Raw genomic sequence first — 26,161 nt, 5'->3', positions numbered from 1 at the left:
TGATAAGCCTCATCAGCCGGTACGCTGGTGAGGGCTCAGGGGATGCTGTCCAAAATTCATAACCACCGGATACACGGAGACTGCCATGGCCACAGTGGATGATGCCGAGGAAGCGACTGCCCGGCTGGCCGAAAGACTTCTGGGCATGCGGGCCAACCGCGAAGTGATTCCCCCGGATCCCAACCACTCGGTGCGGTGGCACCAGCACAGCTACCCAAGCCCGCTGGCACGGTGGAACTACCATCCTGAGTACGAGATCCACCTCATCCGCAAGGGCACCGGAAAATTCATCGTCGGCGACCACATCGGCACCTTTGAGGCCGGCCACGTGTCGATCGTGGGGTCTGGCCTGCCGCACGACTGGGTCAGCGACCTGGAGCCGGACGAAGTACTGGAGAACCGGGACGCTGTCATCCAGTTCGACGGGAAGTGGGTGGAGCAGGCGTCCGGCGTGGTCCCCGAGCTGGCCGAGGTCCGTCCGTTGCTCGAACAGTCAGCGCGTGGCATCGAATTCCTGGGACAAACCGCAGCGGCAGCGGCGGTGGCCATTGAGGCCATGGGCCAGACCACCGGCCTGGAGCGCCTCCAGCACCTGTTTGAATTGTTCGCACTCCTTGCCGCGGCGCCGGAAGGTGACCGCCGGTATCTCGCGGAAGAATGGTTCAGGCCGCAGCTGGACGGACAGGCCGCCGCCGTCGTCGACCTTGTCCTGGAGTACGTGTTCAGCAATCACTCCGGCAGCGTCCGGATGTCTGAGGCTGCTGCCCTGGTGGGGATGCCGGAGCCCACCTTTTCCAAGTACTTCAAGCGCGCCACCGGACAGAACTTCAGTGACCTGGTCCGGAAACTGCGGCTGGCACATGCCCGGCGCCTGCTCGAGCGCAGCGATAAGGCGGTGTCAGACATCTGCTATGAAGTCGGCTTCACCAACCTCTCCAATTTCAACCGACACTTCCTCAACGACACGGGAGAAACCCCGCGGCACTACCGCCAACGCACACAGAAATGAGAGTGCGGCCTGTTTGGGATGAGAATGCCGCCTCCCACATTCCATGCCCTGCAAACACTGGGACCCCGCGTGCAGGCTGAATAAGTAACATCTTGACGCCGCCGTGTGGTGCAGGTTACTGTTCTTTCTGTCGGTTATACGAATAACTGATACGCATAACTAACGGCCCAAGGAGGTGCCCATGGCCCGGTCCCGCCCCCACTCCGGACCCACCATGCATGACGTGGCGGCTGCCGCAGGAGTTTCCCAGGCCACCGTCTCCCTGGTCCTGAATTCAGCGTCCGGTTCCAGGTTCTCGGACGAAACCCGCCAGCGGGTGAAGGACGCGGTGCAGCAGCTTGGCTACCGTACTAACGCCCACGCCAAAACCCTCCGGGAAGGTATTTCCGGAATCATCGGGTTCCTTGGTGACGCCGTTGCCACCACACCTTTCGCAGGAAAGATCATTGAAGGTGCACAGGAACGCGCATGGGAAGACGGCTTGCTTCTGCTGACCATGAACACCGGCGGGGACAAAACACTGGAATCAGCGTCGCTGGATTCCATGCTCTCCTACAAGGTTGCCGGCGTCGTTTACGCGGGGATGTACCACCGCCGGCTCGATGTCCCCGAGGCGCTGGAGGCCGTCCCCTCGGTGGTGCTGAATTCCCAGGACCGAAAGCTGCGCCTTCCCAGCGTCGCCCCGGATGAGGAACTGGGGGGTTACACCGCCACCCGGCACCTCATCGAAGCCGGACATACGCAGGTAGCGATGATCAACATCGAAGCCCTGGAAAGTGAACTCCCCGCAGCCGTGGGACGCTTCAACGGTTACACCAAAGCACTGACCGAGGCCGGCATCCCGGTGTCATCGGAGCTGGTCCGCTTCGGCACCGGCAACGAAGACGACGGTTTCACCTATGCGACGGAGTTGCTGACATCCGGCAAGCCCCCGACCGCCATCTTCTGCGCCAATGACCGCACCGCATGGGGGGCCTACCAGGCCGCCGCGGAGCTGCACCTTTCGATCCCCGGCGATGTATCCATCGTGGGCTTCGACAACCAGGAGACTCTGGCCCCGCACCTGAGGCCGGGACTCACCACTCTAGAGCTGCCTTTTGTCGAGATGGGGCGCCGTGCCGTTGACCTCATCCTGCAGCGTGCCCAACCTGACGGGCGGGTCGAGTTCATGACCTGCCCGCTGATTGAACGGAACTCAGTGACACACCCAAAGGAGAAGCCATGAGCCGCGTCCTGGCTCGGCCCACGCCGGCAGCGCCCCCGGCGTCCCCGGCTCGAACGCGCCAACGGAAGGCCTTTTCGCTGCGCCTGAAGAGAGTGGCGAGGGCGTGGCAGTTATACGTATTACTAATCCCGTCGCTCCTCTACATCGCAGTTTTCAAGTATTGGCCGATGTACGGGGTACAAATAGCTTTCCGCAACTACAACCCGGTGGATGGATTCACCGGAAGCCCCTGGGTTGGACTGCAGCACTTCATTCGGTTCGTCAACTCCTACCAGTTCAGCCAGGTGGTTGGTAACACCCTCTGGATCGCTGTCCTGGGCCTGCTGCTGGCCTTCCCCATTCCGATCATCCTCGCGCTCCTGGTCAACCAACTCCAGAGCGAACGGTTCAAGAAGTTCACCCAAACCGTGCTCTATTCGCCGGCCTTCATCTCGACGGTGGTCGTTGTGGGCATCATGTTCGTCCTGCTTTCCCCGCGGTCGGGCCTGGTCAACAACGCCATTCAACTGGCAGGCGGCCAACCGGTGTTCTTCATGGGCTCCCCGGAGTGGTTCCGGCCCGTCTACGTCATTTCAGATGTGTGGCAAAACGCGGGCTTTTCCATGATCGTGTATCTGGCTGCCTTGTCCGGGATCGACCCCGCACTGCATGACGCCGCCAAGGTTGACGGCGCCTCCAAGCTGCAACGCATCCGGCACGTCGACCTGCCCGGCATCATGCCCGTCATAACGGTGCTGTTCATCCTCGCCATCGGAAACCTGCTCAACGTGGGATTCGAAAAAGCCCTGCTGATGCAAACAAACCTGAACCTGCCGACGTCGGAAATCATCCAAACGTACGTCTACCACGCAGGCCTGCAGCAGGCGCAGTTCAGCTACTCGGCCGCCATAGGCCTGTTCAATTCCGTCCTCAACCTCGTGCTGCTGCTGACCTTCAACTGGGTAGCGCGCCGGGCCAACCAAGCAACCCTGTGGTGATGCCGTCATGTCCCTGAACACCGAAGCCGTGGCCGCCCCGGCCCCCGTCAATCAACCCCAACCCCTTCGCAGGCGGTCGACGTCGTTCCGCGACAAATGGGCCGACTCCGCCTTCAACATCGCGTCCGTCACCATCCTGACGCTGTCCATCGTCGCCGTCGTCTATCCCTTGTACTTCATCCTCATCGCCTCGATCAGCGATCCCAACGCCGTTTACGAAGGCAAAGTGTGGCTGTTCCCTTCCGGGGTCACGCTGGAGGGATACCAGCGGATCCTCGCGGACAGCCGGATCTGGAATGGCCTGGGCAACACGGTCATCTATACGGTCCTGGGGACGGCGATCAGCGTGACCACTATCCTGTTCGGTGCCTACGCGCTGTCCCGCAAGGACATGCCGGGCAGGAAGTTCCTGATGCTGCTCTTCGTCATCACCATGTTCTTCGACGGCGGCCTGATCACCAAGTACCTGGTAGTGCGGGACCTGGGCATGCTGGACACTGTCTGGGCAGTCGTGCTGCCAGGGGCAGTGGGAGTCTGGAACCTGATTATCGCCCGGTCCTTCTTCGAGAACACCATCCCCGGGGAGCTCCGGGAAGCTGCCCAGATGGACGGCGCCAACGATTTCACCTTCTTCTTCAAGATGGTGCTCCCCCTGTCCAAGCCGCTCATCATGCTCATGATCATGGTCCATGTGGTGGCGCACTGGAATTCGTTCTTTGACGCCCTGATCTTCCTCAACGACGACACCAAGTACCCCCTGCAGCTCGTGCTGAGAAACATCCTCATCCAGTCCGATGTCTCCTCCGCCGGCACCACCGGCGGCGACATCGAGTCCTACGCCGCCGCGCAGCGCATCGGTGAGCTGACCAAGTACGCCATGATCGTCGTCTCCAGCCTGCCGCTGATGATCGCGCTGCCCTTCATGCAAAAACACTTCACCAAAGGCACCATGATCGGCGCCGTCAAGAGCTAGGCCCCGGAACCGGAAGCAAACGCCCGACGGCGGTACCCACCTTCCGCCGGTATCACCCCTCCCCCGCAAAACAAGAAAAGGAAACGACCCATGGCTACAAGCCGCAAACTCGCCATCCTAGGCACCCTCATGGCAGGAACGATGCTGTTCACCGCATGCTCGGGCAACTCCAAGGGAACCGGCGACATCAAGGACTCCTCGGCAGAAGCCGGGTTCCAGGAAACCGGCTTCCCCATCGTCAAGAACCAGCTGACCCTGAAGTTCTCCGGAACAAAGACCGCCCTCGCTCCCGACTACAGCACCATGACCCTGGTGCAGCAGTGGGAAAAGGACACCAACATCCACATCGACTGGCAGAACCTCCCGGAGACTGTCTTTAAGGAAAAGAAGAACCTGATCCTGGCCAGCGGCGACCTCCCTGACGCCTTTTTCAACAGCGGCCTTACCGACGCCGAAATCGGCACCTACTCAGCAAACGGCACACTCATTCCGCTCGAAGGCCTCATCGAGAAGAACGCACCCAACCTTTCCAAACTTCTCGCGGCGCGGCCGGACATCAAGGCCGCCATCACTTCATCTGACGGCCACATCTACTCGCTGCCCTCCATCGAGGAACTTGGCCTGGTCCAATTCCCCAACGAGATGGCCATCAATACCGCATGGCTGGACAAGCTCGGCATCCCGATGCCGAAGACCGTGAACGAACTGCACGACGCCCTGCTCGCCTTCAAAACCAAGGACGCCTCGGGCACCGGCAAGACCATCCCCTTGAGCTTCATGCCCAGTTCCTGGTGCGGGGACATCGTCGACCTCATCGCAGCTCTTGGCGGCGTTCCGGACAACATGGACCACCGCATCGTCCAGGACGGCAAAGTCATCTACACGGCCACCCAGGACGGCTACAAGAAAGCAATCCAGACCCTGCACCAGTGGTACCAGGAAGGCCTGATCGATCCCGAATCCTTCTCGCAGGATGACAAGGCCTACCTGGCCAAGGGAAAGGCCGGAACAGAAAACCTCGGCTCCTTCGTCTGGTGGGAAATCAAGGAAATGGTCGGGGCTGACCGCGCCGGCGACTACAAACTGCTGCCCGTGCTCGAGGGGGTGGATGGCAAGAGGCTGGCCAGCCAGTCCAATAACCAGGAAATCGCCCGCGGAGCCTTCGCTATCACCCGGGCCGATAAGTACCCTGCCGCAACCATGCGCTGGGCCGACAACCTCTATGACCCCATCCAGTCAGCCCAGGCCAACTGGGGCCCCATCGGCGAGACCCTGCAGAAAGACCCGGCAACCGGCCTGCTGACCCAGATTCCGGCGCCGGCCGGTATGAGTGAAGGCGAACGGCGCCAAAAAGTGGCACCGGGAGGACCCAAGGCCAACACCGCAGAAAACTTCCAGAAAGTCGTAGCGCCCGAGCCCCGGGCCGCTGAACGGCAGAAGACGGTTGAAGAAAACTACAAGCCGTTCGCCGCAAACGATGGATACCCGCCAGTGGCGCTCTCCAACGAAGAACTCCAGCAGATCAGCACCATTGAGACCGACGTTGCCACTCTCGTGAAGCAGAACACCGCTAAATGGATTGTCTCCGGCGGCATCGACCAGGAGTGGGACGGCTACGTTTCGCAGCTGAAGAACGTCGGCGTCGACACAATGATCGACGTTTACCAGCAGGCATACAACCGGTTCAAGAACAACTCCTGACCATCTGATTTCCCACAGCGGACCGGGCACGGAACGTCCGTGCCCGGTCCCCGGCCTGCCCCCAATCAAATCTTCCGGCCCCACGCGAACGGGCCACATCCATGAAATGAGACCTGCTCCATGAACACCGTTGCGCCCACCCTTGAGGCTTATCGCCCTGCGATGCACTACACGGCCAAGGACACCTGGCTCAACGATCCCAACGGCCTCGTTTTCCATGAGGGCATGTACCACCTTTACTACCAGAACAATCCCTTCGGGAACATCCACAGCAACATGTCATGGGGGCACGCCACCTCCACCGACCTCGTCAACTGGGAAGAGCATCAGGTCGCCATCCCGTGTGACGACATTGAGGAGATCTTTTCGGGCAGCATCGTGGTGGACCATGGGAATTCCTCTGGTTTCGGCGTGGGAGGCGTTGCACCACTGGTGGCCATCTACACCAGTGCCTACAAGCTCGGTTCGGCCCATCCCGGCATCCAGGCCCAGTCCCTCGCCTGGAGCATCGACGGCGGCTACTCCTGGACCAAATACTCGGGCAACCCTGTCCTGACCAGGAACTCCCCCGAATTCCGCGACCCCAAAGTCTTCCGCTACAACGGCCCGGCCGGCAGCTACTGGGTGATGGCCGCCGTCGAAGCCCACGATTTCGCCGTGCTTCTCTACCGCTCCGACGACCTCCGTCACTGGGACTACCTGAGCACCTTCGGTCCGGCAAACGGCACCGGCGGGATCTGGGAATGCCCCGACCTCTTCGAGCTGCCGGTCGACGGTCTTCCCGGGACCACAAAATGGGTTCTTACCGTGAACATGAACCCCGGCGGCCCCAACGGGGGCTCCGCCGGACAGTACTTCGTGGGAGAGTTCGACGGCGTGAGCTTCCGTTCCGAAACGACCCTCACCGAGGGCATGCAGGACCCCGGGCTGGTAGATCAGTACCAGTGGCTGGACTGGGGCCGGGACTACTACGCTGCCGTGTCCTTCAGCAACGTCCCGGACGGCCGAAGGCTCATGATCGGCTGGATGAACAACTGGCAATATGCCAACCAGATTCCCACCTCCCCCTGGCGCAGCCCCATGAGCCTTGTCCGGGAAGTTTCCCTGGCCATGGTGGACGGACAGCCGCGGCTTGTGCAACAACCAGCCCCCGAGTGCACCGCAGGGTCGCGGCCCGGGCCGGCACAGCGGGTGTCCCTGAGCGGGACGGTGGCGGTCGACGGCGGCGCAGCAGTGCAGCTGGTCGACGTCACCTTTACGCCCGGAACGGCCCGCGAATTTGGTCTCGTGGTCCGTGGCGCACCTGACGGAGCGGCCGGGTCCTCCGGCACCCGGATCAGCATCAGCCCTGGAGCAGGCGAACTGGTGCTGGACCGGACGAACTCCGGCGACTCCGGCTTCCACCCGGCATTTCCTTCTGTCAGCAAAGCACCCTTGCGGGCACTGGACGGTAGCTATACGCTGCGGATCTTTATTGACCACTGCTCCGTCGAGGTCTTCGCGCAGGACGGCCTCGTGACTCTTACCGAGTTGATCTTCCCGGACCCGGCCCAAACGGCCATCACCCTGTTCTCCGCCAACGGTTCAGCCGAGGCACTTCTACAGCTGACTGCAGTCGGACAGGGCAACGCGTAGTGGAATACCGCAAGCTTGGCTCGTCCGGCATGTACCTCAGCGAGATCGCCTACGGCAACTGGTACACCCACGGAGAGCAAATCGACCAGGACACCGCCACCGCTTGTGTCCAGCAGGCTCTGGACCTGGGAATCACCACCTTCGACACCGCCGACGCCTACGCCGGAACCCGGGCGGAATCAACTCTCGGCGAGGCACTTGCGGGGGTCAGGCGCGAGAGCGTTGAAATCTGTACCAAGGTCTACTTCCCCACCGGCGAAGGCCGAAACGACCGCGGCCTTTCACGCAAACACATCATGGAGTCAATGAACGGCTCCCTTCGCCGGCTCCAGACCGAGTACGTGGACCTCTACCAGGCACACCGCTACGACTACGAGACGCCGCTGGAAGAGACCATGCAGGCCTTCGCCGACATCGTCAGGGCCGGAAAAGCACACTACATCGGAGTGTCCGAATGGACGGCCGACGAAATCAGCGCCGGGGCTGCCCTGGCAAAGGAACACGGCGTTCAGCTCGTCTCCAACCAGCCCCAGTACTCCATGCTCTGGCGCGTCATCGAAGCACAGGTTGTCCCCCTCAGCGAGGACCTGGGGATTGGACAAAATTGCTGGTCTCCCCTCGCCCAGGGAGTCCTCACCGGCAAATACGCACCCGGGCAAGCAGTTCCACAGGGCTCCCGTTTCCGCGGCCCGGACGGAAAGCTCAAGGATGACCACCGCTTTCTTGGCCACGACATCCTCACCCGCGTCCAGCGACTCCTGCCGCTGGTCGCGGAAGCCGGACTGTCCATGTCGGCATTCGCCGTCGCCTGGGTACTGCAGAACCCCAACGTGTCCGCGGCGATTGTCGGCGCCTCACGCCCCGAACAACTCGTCGACAACACGAAGGCGTCCGGGGCAAGGCTGGACCCGAAGCTGCTCGCAGAAGCCGATGAGATCCTCGGCCCCGTGGTCGAGAGGGACCCGGAAAAGGTCGAGTCCTTCCTTACGCGCCCTTGAAAACTGACAGCCAGACCTTGGACCCACGATTCGGCGCCGCCTTCCGCGGTCCGACCACGACCGCCAGATGACCCCGACTCCTGTCCCGAGAGGCACAGCATGGAACACCTCAAAGCAGCCCGCCAAGAAGCCCAGAAGCCCCTTGACGCCGTCGTTGTCGGTGAAGCACTGATCGACGTGGTCACCACCCCGGACAGCCAGGTGGAGCATCCCGGCGGATCTCCCGCCAATGTGGCCTACGGACTCGGACGTCTTGGCGTGCATACCGGCCTGCTCACGGCCATCGCACCCGACGCCCGGGGAGTATCGATAGAGGACCACCTCCGGCGGGCAGGAGTAGCTCTCCTGCCCGGATCAAAATCCCTCACCCGCACGGCAACAGCAACAGCAACCCTTGCACCCGGCGGATCCGCCGCATACGACTTCGACATCCACTGGGACCTGCCAACAACTACGCCCGCCTGCTTTCCCAAAATTCTGCACACCGGTTCCATAGCCACCTTCCTGGACCCCGGGGCCGGTGCGGTCAAAGCCCTGCTCGAACAAGCCCACACGCAGTCCACCATCACCTACGATCCGAATATCAGGCCCTCCCTGCTCGGCAGCCACGCCGAAGCGAAGGGGATCTTTGAAGAACTCGTCTCCCTGACCGACGTCGTCAAACTCAGCGACGAGGACGCCCGCTGGCTCTACCCCCGGCGAACATTGGAGGAAACCGCTGACCACATCCTCCGACTGGGCGCCGGGTTGGCAGTGATCACCAAGGGAGCCGAAGGCTCCCAGTTCACCTCCTCGGACGCACGCATCACCATCCCCGCCGTCAAAGCCACGGTCGCGGACACCATAGGCGCCGGTGACTCTTTCATGGCCGCACTCATTATGGGCCTCCTCACCCGCGGCACCGAAGGCTTCGCCCCCACCGTCATGGAGCAACTCGGACGAACCGCAGCCACAGCAGCGGCGATCACCGTGCAGCGCCCCGGAGCGAAGCCGCCGACCCTGGACGAACTGACATCTGCTGTCGAGCTACCCTCACTTACACATGGAGCATCCGCATAGAGCAGCAACTTCCTACGTCAAGACATCACGGACCAAGTTCAAGTCATGCTGCCGCGCTGACGACGTGAGCCCCAGCGCGCAGAGCCGCTCCCGGTAACCAGGTGGGCTCCTGGCAAACCGACGCGCCTTGGTACTCACCCAGGAATGCGAAAGGGAACCTCTAGCCAAGCTGTTTGTGGATGGTTGCTCCGTCGCCGTGGAAGATCAGGATTCGGCTTTGGCCGTCGATCCAGACCCAGAAGTAGCTGGCGTCCTCGCTGATTTCGTCCAAGGTGCCTTGTTCGGGTGCGAATCCGTGTCGTTTCACAAGCACTCGGTCGCCGGGGTTTAGGTGGACCCAGTTGTGATAGCTCAATGGGCGGGCTCCGACTGTCACCGTCGACAAGTCAGCCATTTGTGCCTCCGCAATCATTGTTGTTCCTTTCATACTGGTATTCCGCCTGGTGCCCAGCTTCAGTAGGGACAGATGTGGATATAAGGAAGCGGGGCGTGCTCTGTGCACGCCCCGCTCATTTCCTTTAGTACTGCTAGGTCAGTTCCGGAGTACTACCTGCGTGCTTGGGAGTTGGTGCCTCCTGTTCGCGGGAGTTGTCGTCTGACTCCTGGAGACGGGCCCTTTTCTGAAGTCGCTTTGCCCATGCTGACGTTACGATCGGGCAGAGCACAGCGGAGACGACGACTGATGCTGCCACGAGGACGGTGGCGTGGTCGGCGGCCGGGGCGTAGACAGGGTTGGCTGTTGCGATGATGGCGGGGACGAGGGCTGCGTTGCCGGCTGTGGTTGCTGCGGCGAGGCCGGCGACGCCGTCGCCACCGGTGAGTTTGTCGGCGAGGAGCAGCACTGCTCCGCCGACGAAGACCACGAACAGGCCGAGTGCGATGCCGAGCAGGCCTGCTTCAACGACTGCGTTGAGGTTGATGGTCAGGCCGAGGGCCAGGCCCAGGAACGGGACCATGGCCGGTACCAGTGGGGCCAGGAGGCTCCTCATATTTTTATCCAGGTTCCCGAGGAGCATGCCCAGGGCCAGCGGGAGGATGGCGCCGACGAGTGCCTGCCAGGGGAAGGCTGACAGGCCGGCGATGCCAAGGGTGACCATGGTCAGGAAGGGACCCGATTCCAAGGACAGGATGGAGTAGGCGCCAGCGTCGCGCTTGCGGCCGAACTGGCCCATGAGGGAGATGTAGAGCCCGCCGTTGGTGTCGTTCAGGGCAGCAACCAACGCGAGGGTGGACAGGCCGGCGAGGATTCCGGAGTCGATGGGGGCCTCGCCGAGGAAGCGCCCGGCGATCACGCCGATGAGGATCGCGAAGAGGATTTTGGAGCCGAGGAGCACGCCGCCCTTTTTGAGGATGTAGGGCGTTGATTTGACCTCGAGAGTGGCGCCGAGGCAGACGAAGAACACGGCCAGCAGCGGCGCCAGGCCGGTGAAGAAGGCTCCTGTGAAGGATCCGAAGAACTTACCGGCGTCCGGGGCCAGGGTGTGGATGACGGCACCGATGCCGAGGGGCACCAGCATCATGCCGCCGGGGACCTTCTCCAGAGCTTTCTTGATGGGAATCGACATTGATTTCTCCTGTTGAATAGCTGAGCGGTTGGGAACTGCGGTTCGGTCCGTCAGTTCCGTTGCTTGTGGGGTTAGCCGAGGCCAGGGATGAGCAGGACTTTGCAGGCGTCGCCGGTGAGCAGTTCCACTGCGTCGTCGATCTCGCTGAGCTTCTTGCGGTGGGTGATGAGCCAGTCGAGCTCGAGCTTTCCTGAGTCCAGCAGCAGCAGGCTCTGTTCCCAGGTTTCCCAGAGCTTGCGGCCGAAGATGCCGCGCAGGGTGATGCCCTTTTTGTTGATGTAGGCGGCGATGTCGACCTCTGCCGGGCGGCTGGGGTGTCCGACGGTGATGACGGTGGCCTCGCGGCGGACGGCTTCGAAGAGAGTAGTCAGGGTGCCCGGGGCTCCGGAGCATTCGAAGGCAACGTCGAATCCGCCACGGCGGCTGGTGAGTTCGCGGCAGCGCTCAACGATGCCGTCGTTGGGGTGAAGGGCGGTCGCGCCGAGCTTTTCGGCTTGCGCGCGGCGGTAGGGGTTGGGGTCGACGGCGATGACGTGGGAGGCGCCCATGAGCAGTGCCAGGTTTACAACAACAAGGCCGACGGGGCCTGCGCCGCTGACGAGCACTGCCCTGCCCGCGACGGAGTAGTTGGCGCGCTGGATGGCGTGGACGGCGACGCCGGCGGCTTCGAGTAGGGCACCGGATTCGAGGGACAGGCCGGTGGGGAGTTTGACGCAGATGTCCTGGGGGACGGCTGCGTATTCGGCGAAGACGCCGTCGATGTGCATGCCGAGGATGCCGGTGCGTTCGCAGGTGTGGGCGTCACCGGTGCGGCAGGGAAAGCATTGGCCGCAGGTCAGGTGGCTTTCGAGGGCGACCTGGTCGCCCACGTTCAGGCCGGTGACGCCGGGGCCAACCTCGACGATGGTTCCTGCGCCTTCGTGGCCGAGGATGACCGGGAGGTTGAGGTTGAAGGCCTGGGCGGAGGGGGTCCATTCGTAGAGTTCACGGTCCGTGCCGCACAGGGAGGCTGCGCCGACTTCGATGACGACGGAGCCTTCTGTTGCTTTGGGGTCGCCGGCGTCCGTGACGTAAGTGACGCCTCGTTCGGCTGCGTTTTTGACTACTGCCCGCATTGGGGGCCGCCTTTCACTGGTTCTTGATGCGTGGAGGGAATTTGTGTGTGTCAGCTGGGGAGCTGGCCGGCGAAGCGGCGCAGGATGTCGGTGGGTCCCACTTGTCCGCCTTTGAGCAGCAGCCGGCATCCGCTGACTGCGGAGGCGCCATCGGCGCGGAGGATGGGGCCGGCGGTGACGAACTGGTCCGATACCCGGAGTTGGCGCACGCCCATGGCGATGAGTGCGTGGCTGGAGGTATCGCCGCCACAGACGGCGATGTCCCGCGTGAGCCCGGCAACGGCCATGCGGGCAGCGATGCCGCCGATCAAGGTGCCTACGTAGCCGGCGTCCACTGGTGTGCTTGCTCCGTAGCGTGGGTCTGCCGCGCCGCGGGTGGTGTGAACGACGACATTGCGCCCTGCCTGGAGCGCGGCGGAAACCCGCTCATCCAGAGCCGCAACCAATGCGGGGTCGTCGCGCTGCAGCAGCTCGGCAGGGACCGGGACGTCCTCCCAGCCATTGGAGGTTGCGTCGTTGATCTGCTCCGCTGTGGTACTGGAGGCCGAGGCGCTGACGGCCACCACGGGTCCTGAGGGCTTCTGCGGGCCGGGGGTGCGTGCAGCCTGGTCCGAATTGGACCGGGCCAGCGCGGCCATGATGCCCCCGGATCCGACCACGATCGAGGGACCGTGACCGTGTTCTTCCCGGGTAAGTGCTTCTGCGACGGCGTCCATGTGGTGTTCGTCGACGGCGTCGACCACGAAGGCCTGCGCCCCGGGTTCCCGCCTCCGGTCCGCCCAGGCGTCCTTGAAGGTTCCGTCGTCATAAGCCGGCAGATGGATGGCCCCCGGTACCTCGTCGTCGCCGAACTGTTCAGCCAGGACCTGACGCAGGTCTGCTTCGGACATGGGCGTTGAAGGGTGGCGGGACATGACCGGGTGACGGTCCAGCCGGTAGATCTTGCCTGCGTAGGTTGCGTAATGGTTGCTGAAGGCGGTGTATCGGCCGAAAGCGGGTTGGGCCGGGACTACCGGGATGGGTCCGTGCAGCGGGAACTGCTGGTGGAGCAGTTGGATGCCGCGGCCGATGCTCCCGATGGTGGTGGAACTGTCGAAGGTGGAGCAGACCTTGTAGAGCAGCACTTCCAGGTTCAGCGTGGCGATGCCTGCAAGGTCACGTATGACCAGGTTGTCGAAGGCCGTGCCGGACAGGGAACGGGCGGGCCCGGCGAACCCGACGACGTCGGTGTCCGAGGGCAGTGGGGCGTCCCCGATGACCAGCGCGGCTTCGAGCCCATAACGGTGGGCTTGGGCGAGGACATCGGCGGCTCCGGTGAGGTCGTCGGCGACGAAACCGAAAGCGGGCATGTCAGGCACCTTTCGCGAATGTCTGGACTGCGTGCAGGAGAGCCTCGTCCCCGGTGTGGGCGAGTTTGTCCGCTGCGCTCTGCAGGGGCACTCCGTCGACGGCTGCTTCCCAGGCCTGGCGGAGGCTGCGCACTCCGGCTCCTGGTCCGTCCGGGTGGGCGGCGACTCCGCCTCCGGCGAGCATCATCAGATCGGTGGAACCCACCGCGTCGAACGTGGGGCCCGGGGTGGTGACGTTCTGCCCGGACGACAACACGGGAAGCGGTGCGATGGTTTGGCCGAGCGGTTCGAGCAGGCTGCGGATGTTAGAGGCTACTTCTTCGTCGAGTTCGTAGAACTTGCTGCCCAACCCGCTGGCGTGCAGGTGGTCGGCACCGGCCAGACGGGCTATCTGCTGCCACACCCGGTAATCCATGCCCAGGGCCTTGGACCTCATGGAGGCCGCGAGACCCGCCCGGTGGCCGTGGATGGGAACCTCGGCGAAGCTGCGCAACAGCGCCAGGGCCGGCAGCCCCATCACGGGAATGTTCAGCATTACGCAGTGGCCCCCGGCCTCAACGACCAGGTCGTGGCGCTTCTGAAGGCCGGCGAGGTCACCGGTGATGTTGAAGGCGTACATGGTCGAGTGGCCGGTGACCTGCTCGGCGGCCCGGATCTCTTCTGTGGCGACTGCGACCCTGCGTTCCAGCGGCAGATAGGCCGGATCAGTCATGAGTTCATCGTCCTTGATCAGGTCGATGGACGCCATCGCCAGATCGCGGACAACCAGCCGGAACTCCACTTCGGAAAGCCCGACGTTGGGCTTGACGATGGTGCCAACCATCACGCCCTGGACATTGCTGATGAGCTTGCGGGTCCCGTCGATACCGAAGGCCGGACCCGGGTGGGCGGCGACGAAGTCCTCCGGCAACTGGATGTCCTGAAGACGGCAGGCGTAAAGATCGCCGAGTTCGAAAAGATTGCCTGCAATGGCTGTCTGCAGCGTTGCCAGGTCGGTTCCGACGTTCTCCATGGGGAAATCAACAGTGACCAATGCTGCACGGACCTTTTCCGGGTTCACCCGTGATGGCAGGGAAGGGCGGCAAAAGCCGAGTTCCTGCACATCCGAGATCCGGGCCGCGTGCCGCTCCCGGATCCGGGCGGATTCGCCCGGGACCGGCAGGAAGGTGCCGCTGGACTGTTCGCCAGCCATGATGGCGGCGGCCTTTTCCGGGTCAATTTCGGATTCTAGGTAGTAGGTGCAACGCACCGAGCGCGGGTCGCGCATGGAACTCTCCAATGTGGGGGTTTGAAACTTACGTATCCGACTGTCACCTGCAGGTACTTTCACTTCGCTCACGCGCCGATGCGGGCTCAAGCAGGTGACTCGGGACTTCGCGTTCAGAGCAGCTTCTGTGATCCGGAACCGAACTTGTACGTACCTTTGATACGTACAATAATCGGTGGTGTGGGTCACGTCAAGGCCGCTTATTGTTGTTCAGCCGAGGGGCAGGAAGGCGAGGGCTAAGATTTGAACAGGGCAGAGGAGGCAACGTGAGTTCGGAACCAGCAGTAACATCGGCAGAGCAGGCGGGACGCACCAGCCCTCTGAACCGGGAAGACGGAGGTCCTCTCCACGCCCAAATCCGGGACATCCTCCACCGGCAAATCGTAGAGATGGGACTTTCCCCGGGATCTTCACTCCCTACCGAGGATGAGCTGACGAGGCAGTTCGGCGTCTCTCGGAGCGTCGTGCGCCAAGCGTTGTCCGGCCTCGCCGACCTGGGCCTGATTCGTCGCCAGCGCGGCCGCGGCAGCGTCGTAGCTGCAACACCTGTCCTTCGCCGGCACGTACAGCGCGCCGGCGGCCTCGACGAACAAGCCGCAGCACACGGCCAGCGCTTGCGCACTCACGTCCTCAGCGTGGAACCATCCGAGCCACCCAAGGCCGGCGTCGAGGCCCTCAACACCTCGAATACCTGGAAGATCGAGCGGGTTCGCTATCTCGACGACCTTCCCGTGGCCTTCATGCGAACCTGGGTCCCTCGCGACTTCTTCCCGCACTTCACCGCAGAACTGCTGGAAAACGCCTCACTCCTGAACCTGATGCGGGACCACGGCTACCACCCCGCCGGCGGACCCCGCCAAGTACAGGCAGTCTCATCGGATCCCGACCTGGCCGGGAAGCTCAACATCAACACGCGCGAACCGCTGCTCCTGCTCCAGGGCGTTACCCGCGACGCCCTGGGCCATGGTCTGGAATGGTTCAACGTCTGGCACAGCCCCAACACAGTCTTCGACGTCGACGCACAAGTCACAACCCAACCCGGACGCGTCTCCCAAGAGCACATCCGCCGCCTTCGGACCCTGACCCAGCAACTGGAATCTGAACTATCAGATCTTGAGCGAGGGGCACACTAAAGGCTGCGAGACCGCCGCACAGACGCATCTTGGCGGAAACGTTGAAGTCCAGCACCCCGCGGGAGCGCAGCTGAAGAAAAGATAAGTTGCGGAATACTTACCCCGCCTCGCGCCCGAGTGTCCTAATTTTTCTGCGTGTACTCGAGGCGACGCTTTAATGCACCCAGAACCGGATGCGGCTCAAACGCAACAACGGTCTGCGTAAGACATGCTTGGAGGCGTGGCGCAAGACGACAGGCCCTTGTCCTGCGGAAACACTTTGCCCGAGGTGGAACTCGAACCACATTCCATCCCCTGCAGGCACTGGGAATCCGCGAAAAATATGCGGAATCCGAAGCAGTTCGCCGACGGTACCGAGGCACTCCGATATGAAAATTGTGGACATTGTTTCACATAGTGTCTAGGGGCTCAGAGAAGGACGCGCCTGGCATCGAGACTAAACCTTCCCCCAACCGCCCCGGCGCGACGGCGTCATCCCCACCAAATGCCGAGCTTCAACCGCCGTCGCCGGTGCCCGCCATCACCCTTAGGGGGCGTGCTGCCTCCGGGGGTAGCCCACGGCGACCCTCCGGAGCCATGATGGCACTATGACTGATCCCCAACGGAAGCTGTCCGCCGCCGAACTCACCGAAGCAGGACTTACGGGCTGGCGCCTGACCGGCGAGGCCATCACGGCCACCTTCAAGACCCGGAAGTTCTCCACCGGGCTGGAGCTCGTGAACCGCATCGGCGCCTCCGCCGAGGAGGCCAACCACCACCCCGACATCACGCTCACCTACCCCCATGTAGGCGTCACGCTCTCAAGCCATGACGTCGGCGGCATCACCAGCCGCGACATCGACCTCGCCCGCACCATCAGCGGCCACGCCGCGGACCTCGGGGTCGCCACCGCGGAGTAAGTCCGCGCAGTCGAGCAGGGGGCGAAGGCTCGTCGAGGCGCAAAGCCGCCTTTACGGAATCACCATTATCGGCGCTCGAAAATCGCTCGGAGAGACGGCAGTCAGAACTCCAGGCCATTGACCTTTTCACGTGCTGGCGCCGCTCACATTCCGGCCAGGGCGGCGCGGACACTCTCGGCGACAGCAGCAGCGCCCGTGTGGCCCATGATGATGGTGTAGTGGTTGACGTCCGGCACCTGCGTGACTCGCAGCGCGGGAAGCTTCGCTGCCCACGACTCCAGGTATCCGGGGGCATAGAGGGCCGTCGGTTCGTTCAGCAGTCCCCGGGGCGCCCGGAGGACATCGGTGTTTACCGTCAGGCCGTCCAGTGCCGCCAACAGCGAAGCACCGCGGTGCAGGTCCGCCGTATCTTCCGCCATCGCCTCGTACCGCGTGGCGGGCCGAAGTTCCGGTTCTTCGCCGGTGAGGTCGTAGTCCACATATGCATCCACGAGCGGACCCCAGTCGGCGCTGAAGGCGGGGTGCTGCCTCCAGAAGGAACGGTAAACCTCGCGGCTTGGGAAGGTGGCATTGAGCCGCTCGGCAGCAGGACCCAGGACCGAGGAGATGACTTCTTCGTCCGAAAGGCCGGCCGGAACCTGCAGGGGCAGGCCCCCGTCCACCAGTACCAGCGAACGGATGCGTTCCGGGAACAGGTCCGCAAGGACAAGCGATGCGAAGCCGCCCATGGAGTGCCCCACCACGACCAAGGGCCCATCCGCCAGGTCCTGTGCGTGCGTGGTCATTCCGTATGGTCCAGGCAACTGGTTGCTGCGCCCGCGCCCGCGCAGGTCCGGAGCGATGATCCGGACGTCGGGCAGGGCTTCGGCGAGATAGGCCCAGGACTTGTGGGAAGCGGTGACACCATGGACAGCAAGGACGGTTGGAGCGGCAGGATCATCCGGGCCCCAGATGGCAGTGTGGAGTGTTCCGCCGCGTACCGCCACTTCCGTCGTGCGGTAGGTTTCCTGGCTGGCTTTCTGAGTCATGGCAACGTCCCTTCCTGGGGCGGGGTGGTTATGGTGGCGGCGTCAGGAGCAAGGCCCCGCTCGATGAACTGCATCATTTCTTCAAATACTGCTTCGGGTACCTCGGGTCTCGCTCCCTCGACCGGCGGTGCGCCTTCCTCGTCCCACAGGACCCAGCGCATGCCGATTAGTTCGCCGATGCCCATCAGGGCCCACGCTGCGACGGTGGGTCCATGTCCCTGACTTCCCCGCTGGACTGCGCCGCCTTCAGCCCTTCGATGTAGCCGTTCACGATCCGGGTGTAATGCAGCCGCAAAGCCCCCGGGGAAACAAACTCGGCCTGCCGGATGATCCGGTACAGTGCCGGGTGCTGGGCGGTGAAGCGGAAGAACGCGCGGAAACCTGCCCGTTCCGATTCCATACGGTTGGGGGCATTTCGTGCCGCGTCGGTCATGGCGTGGCGGACCCGGCGGTTGAGGTCCTCCACCACTTCATCGAAGATGGTCTGCTTGCCGTCGAAGTACAGGTAGAAGGTCCCGAGCCCGACGCCGGCCGCCTCGGTGATCTTCACGATCGAGGCGTCGTGATAGCCCACCGATGCGAACACCGCTTCGGCTGCTTCCAGCAGCTTGGCCCGGGTGCGGTTTCCCCTGGCGGTGCGCGGTGCCGTGCTCATGGCCGGCCTCCCGCCGCGGGTTCGTGTCCGGGAGCGGGACGTCCGGACAACTCCTGGCGCAGCTTGGCGCGGGGAACCTTGTTCAGCGCCGTCCGTGGCAGGCCTGACACCATCTCGATCCGTGCCGGGACCTTGAACCGGGCCAGCTGTGAGCTGCAGTGCTCCAGCAGTTCCTGTTCGTCCGTGACCATGCCGGATCGGACCACCACGAAGGCCAGGCCGCTTTCGCCCCAGCGGGGGTCCTCCACACCCACCACGGCTGCCTGCCCAACTGCGGGATGGCCCAGGAGGACGGCCTCGACTTCGGACGGCGCCACGTTCTCGCCGCCGGAGATGTAGATGTCCTTGAGCCTGTCCACTACCCTGATGTAGCCCTCGGCGTCCCGTTCCACGAGGTCGCCGGAGTGCAGCCAGCCGCCGGCCAGGACGGCTGCTGTGGCTGCGGGATCCCGGAAGTAGCCGGCAAACACGCCCGGGCCGCCCACCAGGAGCTCACCGCTGGCCGCACCTTCAAGGATTTCGCCGGTGGCCGGATCAGCGACCGCCACGGACACATGCGGATACGGTTTGCCGGAGTACCCCACCATCCGTTCGGCGTCCTCGTTGGGCAGGCAGAGCACGTTGGGTGACGCCTCGGTCAGCCCGTAACCCTGGCTCAGCGCCACTCCCCTGCGGTGCCAGATCCGCAGCAGCGGCGCAGGCATCGGTGCGCCACCCACCACGGCATGCCGGAGGCTGCCGAGCTCGGCAGTGGCGAAATCCGGATGCTCGGCAAGCATGAGGTACTGGGTGGGGACCCCCATCAGCATCGTGACGCGGCGTTCCGGTATCAGCTGCAGGACCCGGCCGGGATCGAACCCGCGTTCGAGGACCACGGTGGCACCCACCCACCAGGCCAGCAGTTGCTGGATGTTCCAGCCGCCCACGTGGAACTGTGGCAGGACGGCCAGCACCACGTCGCTGCTGCCCATGTCGACGGTGCGTGACAGCGAGAGGTTGTTCCAGAAGCAGTTTGCGTGCGTCAGTACTGCAGCCTTGCTGGCCCCCTCGGTTCCGGAGGTGAAGATCATCAGCAGGGCGTCGTCGTCGTGCACGTCCCGCCGAAAGGTGGTATCCGGCGCCGGGGTTACCCGCGTGGGCGGCGGCACGGATTTCTCCACGCCGCCGGGGCCCAGCGAGGAGCCGCGCAGGCGGTGCGGGAGCAGGGCGCAGGCTGCGGCCTAAGGCGCCTGTAGTGTGGACTCCTGCATTACAATTTTCCACATTATGGACAGCTTGGAGGTTTAGCCGCCGGGCGGGAACCGGCCGGGCCGCCACTCCCACGCGCAGCGACGACGGCGGTCCGGGCCGGTCCAGCAGGAGTGCTCGCATCATCTCACCAATCCTGGGCGGGAGGCCTTCGGCTTGATCCCTGACTGCTCAGCGTGCAGCGACAGGGACGGCCGACAACAGCTCCCGGTAGCGCGCGGCATGCGCCGCCAGTTCCTCCGGCGTAACCCGGGGCACCGCATGCAGGACCAGCGGTTCTGCCATTTCCAGGCCGCAGAGGTGCGCGGTGGCCTCCAGGGGCCGCAGCAGTTCGGCCATGGAGAAGCGGTTGTACCCTGTCGGCGCATATGAGGATTCGGGACCGCCGGTTGAGATGACCAGTTGCAGCCGCTTACCGTGCAAGGCCTCCCCGCCGGGGCCGTAGGCGAAACCGTACGTGAGCACCTGGTCCATCCACTCTTTCAGCACGCCGGGAACGGAATACCAGTGCCAGGGGAACTGCAGGACGATGGTGTCATGCTCGCGCAGGAGTTCCTGATCCCGGGAGGGGTCGACGCGCCGGTCGGGATAGGCGGAGGCGAGTTCATGGACGGTCACGCCGTCGAGGTCCCGGATGGCGGCGGCGAGCTGGGAGGTGATCCGGGAGGCGGCCAGGTCCGGGTGGGCTACGACGACGAGGGTCCGGTGTGCGGTCATGGAAGGTTGGTGCTTCTTTCAGAATCCGGTTCAAGGCCGACCAGGGAGGCGCTGACCTGCCAGAGGCGGTCCGCGTCGGCCCTGCTGTAACTGCGTTTGGATGATTTCTTGGCTGTGCTGTTGGCGAAGTACTGGCCCGTGACATTTTCAAGCTCAGGCGCGGAAGCAAGGTGGATCGAGGTCCGGGCCCCTTCCTCCGGCGTCTTCATCCAGCGCTGGACCAACGGCGTGAGGAAAGCCTGTACCCGGCCCGGGTCCTCGGCCCCGAACGCTGTCGCCACCACACCGGGGTGCAGCGCGTTCGCCGTGACTCCGGTGCCGGCCAGCCGGGCGGCAAGGGCGTACGTGAACAGAACGTTTGCCAGTTTCGATTGGTTATAGGCCCGCTGGCCCGAGTAGGAAAGTTCGGCCTGCAGGTCCGCGAAATTCATCCGCCCCATGGCCTGCGCTCCGGAGGAGACCGTCACGACCCGGGCCGGCGCGCTCTCCTTCAGCCGCTCGAGGAGCAGGTTGGTGAGCAGGAACGGTGCGAGGTGGTTCAGGGCGAAGGTGTATTCGAGGCCGTCCGCGGTGGTGCGGCGGGTGTTCCAGAAGCCGCCCACGTTGTTGATCAAAACGTCGAGGCGGTCCAGGGTCTGCCGCACCTCGCCGGCCAGGCGGCGGACCTCCTGCTGGGAGGATAGGTCTGCAATGAAAACGTCCACGGGGGCCGACGCCACGTCGCGGATCTCCTCCGCAGCCCGGGCGGCCCGGTCAGGGTCACGTCCCGTGATGGCAACCCGTGCCCCCAGTGCCGCCAGGCTCAGCGCTGTGGCCTTGCCGATGCCGCCGGTGCCCCCGGTAATGAGGACAGTCTTTCCTGCCATTGATTGCATTGGATTTCCGTTCTCTGTTCGTTAATCGTCGACGGCCACGGCGCCGACACCGTGCCCAGGTTCGGCGACGGCGCCGACAGGCTGGCTGTTACGCCTGCGGTTGGATGCGCAGATCGTGACAAATTCTTGATTTCCACCAAGGGACCGCGGCTGGAATCCCCGTAAAGCCATCTCCTCCACGACTTGGAAGCTGCGTTGCCCGGCCTCCTCCGGACATATCTTGGGAGGAGGCCGGGCCGCGCCTGCGTTAGTCGTTGGTGAGGACGACGCGGAATCGTGCCTTGCCTGACATCATGCGGTCGAAACCTTCTGCGGCGTTTTCCAGCGGGTAGGTTTCGATCATGGGGCGCACTCCAGTGAGGGCTGCGAACCGAAGTGTGTCCTCGGAGTCTTTCGCCGTTCCCGAGGCATGGCCGGCGACGGCGCTGCTGCCCATGACGAGGTCGGCGGCGCTGACGGAGAGGGGCTCGTGGGGGACGCCGAGGACCACAAGCCGCCCGCGGGCTGCGAGACCGGGGACGGTGGCCGACATGGACGGGGCATCGGTGACGGTAGCCAGGACCACGCTCGCGCCGCCGAGGCGCTTGAGCTCGGCGGCGACGTCGGTAATGGTGCTGTCGATGTAGTGGTGCGCGCCGAGTTCCTTAGCGAACGTTTCCTTCTCGGCACCCCGTGCGATGGCGACAGTTTCGAAGCCCATCTTGGCGGCGAACTGCACGCCGAGGTGACCGAGGCCGCCGAGTCCAAGCACGGCGACGACGTCCCCCGGGCGTGCGCCGCTGTGGCGGAGCCCGTTGAACGTAGTCACGCCCGCGCACATCAGCGGGGCCGCCTCGGCGAAGCTGAGCGCGTCGGGGATCGCGGCCAGGGCCTCAGCCGGAGCCACCAGGTATTCGGCGTAGCCACCGTCAGAGGTCAGGCCGGTGATCTTCCCTGTCTGGCAGGAGACGAAATCCCCCCGACGGCACGGATCGCATTCGAAGCATGCCCCGCCGAACCAGCCCACGCCTACGCGCTGGCCTTCGGTCCACTGCGTGACACCTTCGCCCAAGGTCGCAACGGTTCCGGCGACCTCGTGCCCGGGGGTCCGAGGGTAGGAGGAAGCGAAGCCGGCGGCGGGCATGGAGTCGCTGTGGCAGATACCGTTGGCGGCGACCTTAATAAGGACGTGGCCCCGAGGGACCTCGGGGACGCTGAGCTCGACGGTCGCAAGGGAAGTGCCGGGAGCGGTGAATTGAATGGCTTTCATGGTGACGGTGCCTTTCGTCGGTGCAGGAGAGTGGTCAGCAGCCCGTAGGACGGGGCGCGACGGTGTTGCCGGTCAGCGGACGATTTTGAAGTTGAATGCCGGTGTTCCGAGGGCGCCCCAGAGGCGGAGCCAGACGGGCAGGAGCATTTCGGTTCCGCGGGCTGTGGTGATGTCGCCGAGGTCGATGACATCCTGGTGGCCAAAGTCCTTCAACAGGCCGCTGACGATGGTCTTGGCCTCGGCATCGTTGCCGGAAACGAAGACCGTGCCGGGATCGGAGAGCTGTCCCGGGCGGGCCATCAGGTCGGCGTTCATCGTGTTGAGGGACTTCACTACGCGGGCTCCGGGGAAGGCGCGTTGGATCTGCTCGCCCAGGGAGTCGGTGTCTTTGACGAACAGGGTTGGGGGCATGCCGTTGCTGAAGTCGAGTGGGTTGGCGATGTCGAGAATGATCTTGCCTTCGAGGTTTTCCTCCCCTGCCGCGCCCAGCACTTCGAGGGATGCGCCGCCGTTGGTGGCGTTGACGATGAGTTCCGCCCCCAGGGCGGCGTCAGCGAAGCTCGCGACATTGATGCCCGGGTTTTCTGCAGCCCATGTGGCGAAGGGCGGGGTGCCCATGGCGTCCGCGTCAACGCGGGCCAGCGTAGCTTCGGCATCGCGGGTGCCTACGGTGACTGAGTGGCCCAGCTCGGCCAACCGTGCCGCGATGGTGCGGCCGACCATTCCGGTTCCAAGGACTGCTGTCTTCATGATGTTCTCCCGGTGTTTTAAGGTTCAGGGCACGAGACCCTACGTGACGGATCGTTCTCAAGTTTGTGACGGATCGTTCCGTCTGTCAAACTAGGATCAGGCAACGTAGGAATTGAAGGAGTGTGCGATGCGCAGAACGGGTGAGGAAAACCGCCGCAATATTCTTGAGGTGGCCACGCGCCTGTTCTACACGCGGGGTATCAGGGCAGTGGGGATGGATACGGTCATCAAGGAGTGCGGCGTTGGCAACGCCACCGTTTACCGTCAATTCCCCACCAAGGATGCCCTCGCCACGGCCTACGTGGAAGGCCGCGCAGACGCCTGGTTCGAGCGCATGCGCAACACCGCCGGGGAACACGCGGACCCACGGGACAAGCTCATCGCCATTTTCGAAGTACTCGCCACGGACTGCGCCCGCAGCACCTACCGGGGATGCCCCATGCTGAATACCAACACTGAGTTTCCAGAAGGCCATCACCCGGCACACCAGGCAGCCGTTACCCACAAACAACAAATCCGAGACTGGTTCTACTCCTTGGCGGCTGAGGCTGGCGCCGACGAACCCGACCAGCTCGCCGAAGAACTCCTCATCGTCCTCAATGGGGCCTACGCCACCGCGTCCGTCCTTGACGGTGGCACGTACGGAAAACGCGCCGTCGAGCTGGCCCGGCGCCTCATCACCAGCGCCTGCGCACCACGCGCTGCCATGACCTAGTTCCACCGCCAGCGGCGACCCGCAAACGAGCAACCGCTCAACAACACCCGCAGTCTCGCCGCCGGGCCTGATGCGCGCCAGGCCTTTGCAGGCCGCCAGCCGACAGCCTGGTCAGATTCGCTATTCGCTGCGCTCGGGAATCGATTCGGGGCAGGACGCGACCAGTTAGCCCCCCGCCCAGGGCAAGCGGGGTGTTTCGGGTCCTTGCGCAAGCGGTCTAGCGCGCCGGCCTGAAGCCCCTCTCCCCCGAAATGGCGGCGGCAACGCGCTGCACCGAGGGAAGGAGTTCCCCGCATGCGGTGCGCTGGCATGTAAGGGGGTTGCCGAGACGCTGATGGCCCCCACGATGGATCCTGAGCGTCCCGGACGGGTGCTGCGACACAGCGGATCCCCGGTTCGTTCTCATCCATGTCGTATGAGTAGCCGCCCTTGCGGTAGTGGTGAATGCACCCGACGAAGTCATCATCGGCATTGGGGCCTGTAGTGCTGGCGCGGGGGCGCCGGTGTCGTCAGCCGGTGCCTCCGCGCGCCAGCGCTGCACCCAGGCAGCGGGATCATCAGTTAACAACATTGCCCTACCGATACCCGTGCGCGTCAGAGACATGCGCAGGCCGACCCGTGAGCGCATCTCCGCTCACTGATAGCCGGGAATTTTGACGAGGTAGAGAACCGAGCCGTGATCGGGGACGGCCATGTGCACGGTGTCCAGCACCTGGCCAGCCAGGGTGTCCAGATGAGGTGTTGCGACGGCGGCCAGCGGGTTGGACGAGAGGGCGTTGAACCCCAGCACGATCAGGGTTGGTCCCAGGCCGAGACCCACGAGTGCGTCCCGGAGGTAGCCTTCGCTTTTGAGTACCTGCGGGAGCCGATGCACCGTGCTGAGCGGCGGCCCGGTGATGCGCGGCAGCTCTGAAGCCTCCTTGGCGCCGCCGGAGACGAGATGCACCAGGGAAAGTCCGGTCAGCAGCGTGGGTATAGGCCACCCCGGGCCCACCCGACAGCACCGGAAACGAGGAACCACAATGACCCACACCCCGCAGGCGGAAGGCCCAGGGGCCAGGGTCCTGTACCCGCCACCCCCGCACACCTGAATTGGCCCCGCGGCGGCCAGGCCACAGCCCGCGGCCCAACCCGTCAGGCGACGCGACCGCGAGCTTTGTCAACACGGAAAAGCAAAGATCCCTCTGACGAGGGGAAACACTGTGCCCGAGGTGGGACTCGAACTACAGTCCAGCCCTGCAAGCACGGGGAAGTGGCGGAAATACGCGGAATCCGAGCGGGTCCGAGCGATCTCCTCCCCAGTCCAAAGGCCAAAGTGTGGACAATGTCCACACCCCAACAAACGGTCTTTAGGCCACCTGGGACCGTCCGAATTCGTCGCGACTAAGCCCTTCGCCAGGACACGTCCAGGTTCGGAGTTCGTCCCCTTCAGACGGTGCACCATGTACCTTCTGCCAAGCGAACAGAATCACCATTCTCGGCTCTTTTAACCCGACGCTGATTCCTGTCGTCGAATGGGCGGTCGACGGCTGTCTAGTGTGCGGGCTGGCAGTGAATCGATCCTGCCGGGCAGCAATGGTGGTTTCAAATTTTGTGGAGCAGCCCTGAAACAGCTCACAGTTCACCCACAGGAGAGGGAAAGGACCTGGACAGCGCGCCCCCGCAGGATTGGAACAACTTCGAAATACGGAGTGGCATCAACAAGGAGAAAACTGATGAAGAACGTCCGGAGAATCGCGGCAGGGGCCAGCCTTGTCGGTGCACTGATCGGAGGCGGCGCCCTCACTGCAGCCGCACTGCCGGCCAACGCTGCCACCACGGCGCCCAGCCCGTCCAGCACCGCCCAAGCCGGTGCCGCCCATGGAAACGAAACAGCCCTCACCGGGGACACGGCGGACAAGGTCAAGGCCGCCGTCCTGGCCGCCAACGCCGGCGCCACCATCGATGCCATGACCACCGAAGACGACGGCTCCGCCGCCTACGAAGCCCACATCACCAAATCCGACAACACCCACGCCA

Annotated in this window: 26 protein-coding genes; 12 read left to right on the top strand and 14 right to left on the bottom strand. The window is 63.9% G+C overall.

Annotation, left to right across the window (positions count from 1 at the left end; translation table 11 throughout):
- Nucleotides 1-85 precede the first annotated feature (85 nt).
- From PUN51_RS03940 to PUN51_RS03905, 8 genes are all read left to right on the top strand, one after another.
- The gene (locus PUN51_RS03940; protein ID WP_275180003.1) at nt 86-1,009 is read left to right on the top strand and encodes an AraC family transcriptional regulator; all 924 of its coding nucleotides are present in this window, start codon (nt 86-88) and stop codon (nt 1,007-1,009) included.
- 181 nt (nt 1,010-1,190) lie between these two features.
- Nucleotides 1,191-2,234, top strand: coding sequence for a LacI family DNA-binding transcriptional regulator (locus PUN51_RS03935; protein WP_275180001.1), 1,044 nt, complete (start codon nt 1,191-1,193; stop codon nt 2,232-2,234).
- Nucleotides 2,235-2,401: 167 nt separating this feature from the next.
- Nucleotides 2,402-3,211, top strand: a complete 810-nt coding sequence (locus tag PUN51_RS03930; RefSeq protein WP_224025958.1) for an ABC transporter permease — start codon at nt 2,402-2,404, stop codon at nt 3,209-3,211.
- Nucleotides 3,212-3,218: 7 nt separating this feature from the next.
- Complete coding sequence (locus PUN51_RS03925; RefSeq protein WP_275180000.1) at nt 3,219-4,184, top strand: carbohydrate ABC transporter permease; 966 nt, start codon at nt 3,219-3,221, stop codon at nt 4,182-4,184.
- Nucleotides 4,185-4,274: 90 nt separating this feature from the next.
- Nucleotides 4,275-5,885, top strand: a complete 1,611-nt coding sequence (locus PUN51_RS03920) for an ABC transporter substrate-binding protein (RefSeq protein WP_275179999.1) — start codon at nt 4,275-4,277, stop codon at nt 5,883-5,885.
- A 120-nt stretch (nt 5,886-6,005) separates the two neighbouring features.
- Nucleotides 6,006-7,520 carry a glycoside hydrolase family 32 protein gene (locus tag PUN51_RS03915; protein ID WP_275179998.1) on the top strand — a complete coding sequence of 505 codons (1,515 nt, stop codon included), beginning with the start codon at nt 6,006-6,008 and terminating at the stop codon, nt 7,518-7,520.
- Nucleotides 7,520-8,518 carry an aldo/keto reductase family protein gene (locus PUN51_RS03910; protein WP_275179997.1) on the top strand — a complete coding sequence of 333 codons (999 nt, stop codon included), beginning with the start codon at nt 7,520-7,522 and terminating at the stop codon, nt 8,516-8,518. Before PUN51_RS03915 ends, PUN51_RS03910 begins: the two co-directional genes overlap by 1 nt.
- Before the next feature lie 99 nt (nt 8,519-8,617).
- Nucleotides 8,618-9,577, top strand: coding sequence for a PfkB family carbohydrate kinase (locus tag PUN51_RS03905; protein ID WP_275179996.1), 960 nt, complete (start codon nt 8,618-8,620; stop codon nt 9,575-9,577).
- A gap of 527 nt (nt 9,578-10,104) precedes the next feature.
- Here the strand turns inward: PUN51_RS03905 and PUN51_RS03900 are convergent.
- The 4 genes from PUN51_RS03900 to PUN51_RS03885 form a co-directional block, all read right to left on the bottom strand.
- Nucleotides 10,105-11,142, bottom strand: a complete 1,038-nt coding sequence (locus tag PUN51_RS03900; RefSeq protein WP_275179995.1) for a 2-keto-3-deoxygluconate permease — start codon at nt 11,140-11,142, stop codon at nt 10,105-10,107.
- Nucleotides 11,143-11,213: 71 nt separating this feature from the next.
- Entirely contained in the window at nt 11,214-12,257 is a 1,044-nt protein-coding gene (locus tag PUN51_RS03895) for a zinc-dependent alcohol dehydrogenase (protein WP_275179994.1), read from the bottom strand.
- A gap of 50 nt (nt 12,258-12,307) precedes the next feature.
- The gene (locus PUN51_RS03890) at nt 12,308-13,606 is read right to left on the bottom strand and encodes a four-carbon acid sugar kinase family protein (protein WP_275179993.1); all 1,299 of its coding nucleotides are present in this window, start codon (nt 13,604-13,606) and stop codon (nt 12,308-12,310) included.
- Between the two features lies 1 nt (nt 13,607).
- A complete protein-coding gene (locus tag PUN51_RS03885; RefSeq protein WP_275179992.1) occupies nt 13,608-14,873 on the bottom strand; it encodes a RuBisCO large subunit C-terminal-like domain-containing protein in 1,266 nt (421 codons plus the stop codon).
- Nucleotides 14,874-15,139: 266 nt separating this feature from the next.
- On the opposite strand from PUN51_RS03885, the gene PUN51_RS03880 reads away from it, so the two are divergent.
- The gene (locus tag PUN51_RS03880; protein WP_275179991.1) at nt 15,140-16,006 is read left to right on the top strand and encodes a GntR family transcriptional regulator; all 867 of its coding nucleotides are present in this window, start codon (nt 15,140-15,142) and stop codon (nt 16,004-16,006) included.
- A gap of 587 nt (nt 16,007-16,593) precedes the next feature.
- Nucleotides 16,594-16,905, top strand: coding sequence for a 4a-hydroxytetrahydrobiopterin dehydratase (locus PUN51_RS03875; RefSeq protein ID WP_275179990.1), 312 nt, complete (start codon nt 16,594-16,596; stop codon nt 16,903-16,905).
- Nucleotides 16,906-17,048: 143 nt separating this feature from the next.
- Here PUN51_RS03875 and PUN51_RS03870 read toward each other — a convergent pair whose 3' ends face one another.
- The 8 genes from PUN51_RS03870 to PUN51_RS03840 all read right to left on the bottom strand — a co-directional run bounded on the left by PUN51_RS03870 (nt 17,049) and on the right by PUN51_RS03840 (nt 23,427).
- The gene (locus tag PUN51_RS03870; protein WP_275179989.1) at nt 17,049-17,933 is read right to left on the bottom strand and encodes an alpha/beta hydrolase; all 885 of its coding nucleotides are present in this window, start codon (nt 17,931-17,933) and stop codon (nt 17,049-17,051) included.
- Nucleotides 17,930-18,118 (bottom strand): hypothetical protein, encoded by a 189-nt coding sequence (locus tag PUN51_RS20740; protein ID WP_308209017.1) that lies wholly within the window; start codon nt 18,116-18,118, stop codon nt 17,930-17,932. The genes PUN51_RS03870 and PUN51_RS20740 overlap by 4 nt, the downstream gene beginning before the upstream one ends.
- Nucleotides 18,118-18,588: a TetR/AcrR family transcriptional regulator gene (locus PUN51_RS03865; RefSeq protein WP_308209016.1), complete on the bottom strand. Its 471-nt coding sequence runs from the start codon at nt 18,586-18,588 to the stop codon at nt 18,118-18,120. Before PUN51_RS03865 ends, PUN51_RS20740 begins: the two co-directional genes overlap by 1 nt.
- Complete coding sequence (locus PUN51_RS03860) at nt 18,585-19,736, bottom strand: class I adenylate-forming enzyme family protein (RefSeq protein WP_275179987.1); 1,152 nt, start codon at nt 19,734-19,736, stop codon at nt 18,585-18,587. Before PUN51_RS03860 ends, PUN51_RS03865 begins: the two co-directional genes overlap by 4 nt.
- Before the next feature lie 271 nt (nt 19,737-20,007).
- Nucleotides 20,008-20,553, bottom strand: coding sequence for an NAD(P)H-dependent oxidoreductase (locus PUN51_RS03855; protein WP_275179986.1), 546 nt, complete (start codon nt 20,551-20,553; stop codon nt 20,008-20,010).
- Nucleotides 20,550-21,419, bottom strand: a complete 870-nt coding sequence (locus PUN51_RS03850) for an SDR family NAD(P)-dependent oxidoreductase (RefSeq protein WP_275179985.1) — start codon at nt 21,417-21,419, stop codon at nt 20,550-20,552. Before PUN51_RS03850 ends, PUN51_RS03855 begins: the two co-directional genes overlap by 4 nt.
- A 256-nt stretch (nt 21,420-21,675) precedes the next feature.
- Nucleotides 21,676-22,677 (bottom strand): alcohol dehydrogenase, encoded by a 1,002-nt coding sequence (locus PUN51_RS03845; RefSeq protein WP_275179984.1) that lies wholly within the window; start codon nt 22,675-22,677, stop codon nt 21,676-21,678.
- Nucleotides 22,678-22,749: 72 nt separating this feature from the next.
- Nucleotides 22,750-23,427 (bottom strand): NADPH-dependent F420 reductase, encoded by a 678-nt coding sequence (locus tag PUN51_RS03840; RefSeq protein ID WP_224025944.1) that lies wholly within the window; start codon nt 23,425-23,427, stop codon nt 22,750-22,752.
- A gap of 127 nt (nt 23,428-23,554) precedes the next feature.
- Here PUN51_RS03840 and PUN51_RS03835 point away from each other — a divergent pair, with 127 nt between their 5' ends.
- A complete protein-coding gene (locus tag PUN51_RS03835) occupies nt 23,555-24,142 on the top strand; it encodes a TetR/AcrR family transcriptional regulator (RefSeq protein WP_224025943.1) in 588 nt (195 codons plus the stop codon).
- Here the strand turns inward: PUN51_RS03835 and PUN51_RS20810 are convergent.
- Both PUN51_RS20810 and PUN51_RS03830 read right to left on the bottom strand, forming a co-directional pair.
- A complete protein-coding gene (locus PUN51_RS20810; RefSeq protein ID WP_374114915.1) occupies nt 24,139-24,588 on the bottom strand; it encodes an IclR family transcriptional regulator domain-containing protein in 450 nt (149 codons plus the stop codon). The two genes, PUN51_RS03835 and PUN51_RS20810, sit on opposite strands and share 4 nt — an antisense overlap.
- A gap of 188 nt (nt 24,589-24,776) precedes the next feature.
- Nucleotides 24,777-25,088, bottom strand: coding sequence for a helix-turn-helix domain-containing protein (locus PUN51_RS03830; protein WP_275179983.1), 312 nt, complete (start codon nt 25,086-25,088; stop codon nt 24,777-24,779).
- 769 nt (nt 25,089-25,857) lie between these two features.
- Between PUN51_RS03830 and PUN51_RS03825 the strand changes: the two genes are divergently transcribed.
- Nucleotides 25,858-26,161 (top strand): hypothetical protein (locus PUN51_RS03825; protein ID WP_275179982.1); only part of this gene is annotated, 304 nt, incomplete at its 3' end.

It is taken from the genome of Arthrobacter sp. NQ4, assembly GCF_029077345.1.
In the GTDB taxonomy this organism is placed as follows: Bacteria; Actinomycetota; Actinomycetes; order Actinomycetales; family Micrococcaceae; genus Arthrobacter.
The sequence above is the reverse complement of the archived record's forward strand: the minus strand, read 5'-3'. Positions and strand labels throughout refer to the sequence as shown.

Bases quoted from the DNA above. Each gene is read 5' to 3' on its own strand.
- PUN51_RS03840 (WP_224025944.1), bottom strand. From the start codon at position 23,427: ATGAAGACAGCAGTCCTTGGAACCGGAATGGTCGGCCGCACCATCGCG.
- PUN51_RS20740 (WP_308209017.1), bottom strand. From the start codon at position 18,118: ATGGGCATCGGCGAACTAATCGGCATGCGCTGGGTCCTGTGGGACGAG.
- PUN51_RS03835 (WP_224025943.1), top strand. From the start codon at position 23,555: ATGCGCAGAACGGGTGAGGAAAACCGCCGCAATATTCTTGAGGTGGCC.
- PUN51_RS03855 (WP_275179986.1), bottom strand. From the start codon at position 20,553: ATGACCGCACACCGGACCCTCGTCGTCGTAGCCCACCCGGACCTGGCC.
- PUN51_RS03940 (WP_275180003.1), top strand. From the start codon at position 86: ATGGCCACAGTGGATGATGCCGAGGAAGCGACTGCCCGGCTGGCCGAA.
- PUN51_RS03925 (WP_275180000.1), top strand. From the start codon at position 3,219: ATGTCCCTGAACACCGAAGCCGTGGCCGCCCCGGCCCCCGTCAATCAA.
- PUN51_RS03895 (WP_275179994.1), bottom strand. From the start codon at position 12,257: ATGCGGGCAGTAGTCAAAAACGCAGCCGAACGAGGCGTCACTTACGTC.
- PUN51_RS03900 (WP_275179995.1), bottom strand. From the start codon at position 11,142: ATGTCGATTCCCATCAAGAAAGCTCTGGAGAAGGTCCCCGGCGGCATG.
- PUN51_RS03875 (WP_275179990.1), top strand. From the start codon at position 16,594: ATGACTGATCCCCAACGGAAGCTGTCCGCCGCCGAACTCACCGAAGCA.
- PUN51_RS03935 (WP_275180001.1), top strand. From the start codon at position 1,191: ATGGCCCGGTCCCGCCCCCACTCCGGACCCACCATGCATGACGTGGCG.
- PUN51_RS03885 (WP_275179992.1), bottom strand. From the start codon at position 14,873: ATGCGCGACCCGCGCTCGGTGCGTTGCACCTACTACCTAGAATCCGAA.
- PUN51_RS03915 (WP_275179998.1), top strand. From the start codon at position 6,006: ATGAACACCGTTGCGCCCACCCTTGAGGCTTATCGCCCTGCGATGCAC.
- PUN51_RS03905 (WP_275179996.1), top strand. From the start codon at position 8,618: ATGGAACACCTCAAAGCAGCCCGCCAAGAAGCCCAGAAGCCCCTTGAC.
- PUN51_RS03930 (WP_224025958.1), top strand. From the start codon at position 2,402: ATGTACGGGGTACAAATAGCTTTCCGCAACTACAACCCGGTGGATGGA.
- PUN51_RS03865 (WP_308209016.1), bottom strand. From the start codon at position 18,588: ATGAGCACGGCACCGCGCACCGCCAGGGGAAACCGCACCCGGGCCAAG.
- PUN51_RS03850 (WP_275179985.1), bottom strand. From the start codon at position 21,419: ATGGCAGGAAAGACTGTCCTCATTACCGGGGGCACCGGCGGCATCGGC.
- PUN51_RS03845 (WP_275179984.1), bottom strand. From the start codon at position 22,677: ATGAAAGCCATTCAATTCACCGCTCCCGGCACTTCCCTTGCGACCGTC.
- PUN51_RS03920 (WP_275179999.1), top strand. From the start codon at position 4,275: ATGGCTACAAGCCGCAAACTCGCCATCCTAGGCACCCTCATGGCAGGA.
- PUN51_RS03890 (WP_275179993.1), bottom strand. From the start codon at position 13,606: ATGCCCGCTTTCGGTTTCGTCGCCGACGACCTCACCGGAGCCGCCGAT.
- PUN51_RS03870 (WP_275179989.1), bottom strand. From the start codon at position 17,933: ATGACTCAGAAAGCCAGCCAGGAAACCTACCGCACGACGGAAGTGGCG.